Source organism: uncultured Campylobacter sp. (assembly GCF_938031315.1).
Lineage (GTDB): Bacteria > Campylobacterota > Campylobacteria > Campylobacterales > Campylobacteraceae > Campylobacter_B.
This window is the reverse complement of sequence record NZ_CALHHT010000397.1, coordinates 1-5,400: the sequence shown is the minus strand read 5'-3', so window position 1 is coordinate 5,400 and position 5,400 is coordinate 1. Positions and strand designations below refer to the sequence as shown.

Sequence of the window (5,400 nt, the reverse complement as noted above, 5' to 3'; positions counted from 1 at the left end):
TCGCGACGCGCCCGCTACCTTCTCTGCGCCTTGCGATGCGCCTTTTGCATCTTGCAGCGCGTCTTTTGCGCTCTCCGCGCTCTTTATGTTCTGCTGCGCATCAGCCGAATTTCCACGCATACGCTCTGTTTTAGGCGCGACACTGCCCGTCCTCGTATCATCTAAATTTTGCCCCTGAAATTCTTGCTTTTGCGGTGCGTTCTGTGCCGCGCGCTGTACCTCTGCCAAACCATGCTCTGCGCTAAATTTAGACTCGCCGTCTATCTCCTCGCCGTCCTGCGCATCGCTTTGGCCGAAACTAGGCATCTCATCAAAATCGATATTTACGCTGGAATTTCGAGCGCTAGCAGAGCTTTCGTTTAAACTTACGCCGCTATTTTGAGCTTCGTTAAAATTTTGGGCTTCGTTAAAATTCTGCGTTAAATTTTGCTGCAAATTCTGCGCTGCATCGGGATTCGGCATATCGAAGCGCGCCGCAGCGGGCTCCTCAAAGCCCTGATCTTGCAGCTGCGAGACGTAGTCGAGATTGTCGTTTTCGTTAAAGATCGCGCTCTCGCTGGGCTCGCCGCCGAAGCTCGTATCGACAAAGCGGGTAAATCTGCCCTGAAAGCCCACCTCGATCGTCCTGCCCGCCTCGCCCGAGCGGTTTTTGCCGACGATGATTTCGGCTTTTTCCTGATAGTCGTTGCGCCTAAACACGGGCTCGCCAGCGTCCTTGCCCTCGGCCTCCAGCCGCGAAATGCGCTCGCGCTCCATCTGCTCTTTATAAACCTCGTCGCGATAGACGAAAAGTATGATGTCGGCGTCCTGCTCGATCGCGCCGCTTTCGCGCAGATCGCTTAGCATCGGGCGTTTGTTCGAGCGCGCCTCGAGCGAGCGGTTTAGCTGCGATAGCGCGATGATCGGGATGTTTAGCTCGCGCGCTAGGAGCTTGAGCCCGCGTGAAATTTCGGCGATTTGCAGGTGGCGCTCGGAGTAGTTGCTCGTGCTCGTCATAAGTCCGATGTAATCGATCACGCAAAGCTCGATATTGGCGTCTGCGGATTTGAGTTTGCGCAGCTGGGTGCGGACTTGGTGGATGTTTACGTAGCCGCTGTCATAGACGAAAAGCGGCATATTCAGCACCGCGTCGCAGGCGTCGTTGAAGCGCGTCCAGTCGTCGTCGCTGAGCTTGGCGCTCATTATGTCGCTTAGCGGGATCGAGCTAAGCGCGCTTAGTATGCGATACATCAGCTGCACGGAGGGCATCTCGAGCGAGAAAAATACGACGCCTTTGCCGCTTTGCAGCGTTTTCATCATCAAATTTAGCGCAAAGGCGGTCTTGCCCATGCCGGGGCGGGCGGCGATGATGATGAGCTCGCCAGGTTTCAGCCCCTTCGTGCAGTCGTTTAGGAAGCGAAAGCCGGTATCCAGCCCCACGAGCTCCGAGCCTGCGAGCGCCTTTTGGCGTTTCAGCTCCTCTACTACGCCTTCGATGATCTCGTGCGATTTTTTGATGCCGCCGTGGCGCTCCTCGTCGATGAGCTCGTAAATTTTAGAGCTGATTTTATCGGCGGTGTCTTTGCTGCGCACGGCTTCGTTTACCATCGAAGGGATTTCGTGCGCGACCTTGATTAGCGAGCGCTTGATCGATTTTTCGCGCAGCTCGAGCGCGTATTTTGGGGCATCAACCACGCCGCTAGTGGCTACGACCTCAGTAAATGCGCCATCGTCGTAGCGCTCGGCTAGCCATTTTTTAACGAAGCTCGGCGCGATCGGCTCGTTGTGCGAGGAGCACTTGACGATCGCCTCGTAGATGTCGGCGTGCGGCTTGTAGAAAAAATCGCCGACCGAGATTATCTCGCTCAGCTCGCCGTATGCGTCCTCGTTTTGCAAAAGCGAGCTTAAAATCGCGCGCTCCATATCCAGATCGTATAAATTTGCAGGCACATTCTGCTTCGTTGCCATCGCTTCCCCCGTCGTTTCGCGCGCTTTTGCGCGCCTAAATTTTAAGCTCTATAAAATCGTAAATTTAAATCCGCAGCCCCGGTACGCGCTTTTGAAAAGCGATGCGTCTTTAAACGCTCCTAGCGACCTTGGAACTATCAAGGCTTTGAAAGCTTAGTGCTTCCGCAAAGCTCGCAAAGCTCGGAGCCTTGCAACCCAAAACCTCGCCAGATCAAACAGTTTGCGATCCTGAAAGCTCGAACGATTTTGAAACCGCGGCGATTTTGAAACTTAACGCTTCCAAAAGTCACACGATTTTAAGCCGCTGCGCTCTTATGCCGCACACACCGCGGCGATTTGAGGCTACGCCCAAAGGCTGCCGCGGCGGATTTAAAATTTTGAAATTTCATAGAGCTTGAAATTTCGCTAGGGCTTAGAATTCTTTAAAATTTTAAGCCCGCATATTAAAATTTAGCGCTACAAGCTCGGGCATTAAATTTTGCGCCCGAGCTGCGGCGAGCGAACTTTGCTAAATTTAAACCTAAACGTCGCGATTTGAAATTTTTCAAATGCCTTAAACAATGAGCCAAATGCCGTGGCATTTAAATTTAGCGCTCGCCTGCTGTTTTGCAAAACAGTGCGTCCGTCGCGCTAAATTTAACGCGGCTAAACTTCAATGTCGTGCCTTGAAATTTTACGCCGCAAATTTGGCCCCCAATCGCGAGGCTCAAATTTTAAAATAAAATTTCACGGCGAATTGCAAAGTTAAAATTTCAAACCCAAAATTTAAAAACAAAATTCCAGAGTTAAAATTTAAATCCGGAATTCCAAGCCGCATTCCCAAAGACTCAAATTTAAAAGCGCTGCCTCGGAATTAAATTTTAAAATTTTACGCCAAGACACGCTGTATTGATGAGCCTAAACGAACCGCGATGAGCCCGAGAGCGCCTTAAAACGCCGAGCAAACTACAACTAGCCCAAGCGCTCCAAAATTCAGAGCCGAGCCGCCCAAGCCACGAATCATAGCGGCTTTAACCGACTAGGCGCTCCGCAGCTATCACGCTCCTTCGCGAACCCGCACCTCGTCCTCGACCTCTTGCAAAAACCGCTCCACGAGCTTGCTCTCATCGAGTTTGGCGACCACTTCGCCGTGGCGCATCACGATGCCGCGCCCGTTGCCGAACGCGATCGCCACGTCCGCGCCCTTCGCCTCGCCGATCGCATTTACGACGCAGCCCATGACGCTGATATTTAGCGGCGTTTTGATGTGCGCGGTTTTTTCTTCGACGATTTTGATCGCGCTTAGCAGATCGCTTTGCAAACGCCCGCAGGTAGGGCACGAGATGATATTGACGCCGCTTTTTTGCACGCCCGCGTCCTGCAGGATCGCGCGCGCGACGCGGATCTCCTCCTCAAGCTCGCCCGTGATGCTCACGCGCATCGTATCGCCGATCCCCTCCATCAGAAGTGCTCCCAGCGCGATTGCGCTCTTGATGCTCGCGTGAAATTTCGTCCCCGCCTCGGTCACGCCCAGATGAAAAGGATACTCGCATAGCGGGCGCAGCGCGCGATACGCAGCCACCGTGCTCGGTGCGTCGGAGGTCTTAAGCGAGATCGCGATGTCGCTAAAGTCCTCATCTTCAAGCAGCGCGGCGTTATACAGCGCGCTTTGCACCATCGCCTCCACGCTGCGACCGTATTTCTGCTCAAACTGCTCCTCCAAAGAGCCCAAATTTACGCCGATGCGGATAGGCAGGCTGCGAGCTTTGCACGCGCGCACGACCTCTTTGATGCGGTCCCTGCCGCCGATATTGCCGGGATTTATACGGACTCCGTCGACAAACTCCGCGACCTGCAGCGCCAAGCGAAAATTAAAATGGATGTCCGCTACGATGGGAAGCGGCGAGCTTTTTTTGATCCGCGCGAGCGCGTCAGCGTCCTGCTTATCGAGCACGGCGCAGCGCACGATGTCGCAGCCCGCGAAATACAGGCGGTTTATCTGCTCTAGCGTGCCCTCCACGTCCTTCGTTTTAGAAAAGCTCATCGACTGCACGGAGATGGGCGCGCCGCCGCCGATCGCTACGGAGCCCACTTTGATCTGCTTGGTCTTGTATCTTTGCATCTTTTTCCTTTAAGCGGATATTTTAGCAAAATATCGCTTGCATTATCTTTGCGAAGCGCAAATTTTATGAATTTAGCAGGCTAGCGCAAGTGGGTGCCGAACGCTTTTAATCCGCGCGCTTGCAAATTTCATTTGCTAAATTTTAGCGGCAGATCTTTCAAAGCGAAGCGAGCACGGTGCGATCGGTATCTACTAAATTTAAGAGCGCCTGGGGTGTTTGCTTAAATAAAATTTCGTCGCAGAGTGAACGGGCGGGGCGCGAGATCAAACCGATACGGGCGCGGAATTTTAGCCTGATTTTACGTAAATTTTCATAGCCGTAAGCGGCGAGTTTGTACCCGCAGAAGTGCTTAATATCTAAATTTCGCCGACAGCCTGTTTTGATCTAAATTTTATACAGCGTGTGAGGCTAGATTTTAAATTTACGCCGCACGTGCCATGTGTGTCGCTCGTAGGCTAAATTTTACGTGTAGCTAGCGCAATAATAAAATTTAGCCTTTTCGGAGCCGCCGATAAATTTTTAGCTTTTAGACCAAACACGGCGAGATTAGTGCCTAAATTCCACGTCGAGCTTGATCGTATCCATCTTATTTTGCAGAATGTCCAGCGCCGATTCGCTCCGACTTTTGCCGCCGCTCGCGCCGTCCTTCTGCTGCCATTTGTACTTAGGAGCGTCCGAGCCGAACTCGGGCGAAAACGAAAATCCTCTACCGGGATGCCGCGCCTGCTCGGTGCCCGCCGCGCTAGAGGGAGCGGGATCGCTCAGCTTCCAAGTGCCGTCCTCATAATACGCCCTCTCGCTCACCTCCAATCTAAGCGGCGGCAAAGCGTGCCCGCCGCCTTTTTGCGCGGATCTGAATGGAACGCTTTTGGCGGAATTTTTTGGAGCGGATTTTCTTGATCGTGCGGCGGAATTTTTTGCTTTTAAGCTTTTTGCTTTCGAGCTTTTTGGAGCGGATTTTTCGATTTTAGAGTTTTTTAAATTTGAAATTTCGATCGCGGAATTTTTACTCGCATGATTTTTGGTTTTCACGTCCTCTTGCATCGCGATTTGTGGTTTGTGATTTTGCGGCGCGGCGATTTGATGCTCCGCGCTTTGAGCAGATAGCTCCGTAAATCCCGCAAGGGCGAGCGCAAGTATAAAAATGCGGGCAAAATTTTTCATCATCTTCCTTCCTTTAGGATGAAATTTAGCAGAGACTAGATTAAGCGGCGTTAAATTTAAGCACGGAAGTTAAAATTTCGCGCCGTAAATTTAAAATGATGGATTTTGAAATTAATGAAAAGGTCGTATAAGGAGTCATAAAAACTCGCGACAAACCGCACGAAAAAGAAAGCGCCGTGAAATTTTA

At 51.8% G+C, this 5,400-nt stretch carries 3 protein-coding genes; all 3 read right to left on the bottom strand.

Going from position 1 to position 5,400, the window contains the following annotated elements:
• A partial coding sequence (locus Q0236_RS09995) for a replicative DNA helicase (protein ID WP_297917347.1) occupies positions 1 to 1,947 on the bottom strand: 1,947 nt, incomplete at its 3' end.
• Between the two features lie 1,036 nt (positions 1,948 to 2,983).
• A complete protein-coding gene (gene ispG / locus Q0236_RS09990) occupies positions 2,984 to 4,048 on the bottom strand; it encodes a flavodoxin-dependent (E)-4-hydroxy-3-methylbut-2-enyl-diphosphate synthase (protein WP_297917345.1) in 1,065 nt (354 codons plus the stop codon).
• A gap of 547 nt (positions 4,049 to 4,595) precedes the next feature.
• Positions 4,596 to 5,213: a hypothetical protein gene (locus tag Q0236_RS09985; protein WP_297917344.1), complete on the bottom strand. Its 618-nt coding sequence runs from the start codon at positions 5,211 to 5,213 to the stop codon at positions 4,596 to 4,598.
• Positions 5,214 to 5,400 lie beyond the last annotated feature (187 nt).

Bases quoted from the DNA above. Each gene is read 5' to 3' on its own strand.
- Q0236_RS09985 (WP_297917344.1), bottom strand. From the start codon at position 5,213: ATGAAAAATTTTGCCCGCATTTTTATACTTGCGCTCGCCCTTGCGGGA.
- ispG (WP_297917345.1), bottom strand. From the start codon at position 4,048: ATGCAAAGATACAAGACCAAGCAGATCAAAGTGGGCTCCGTAGCGATC.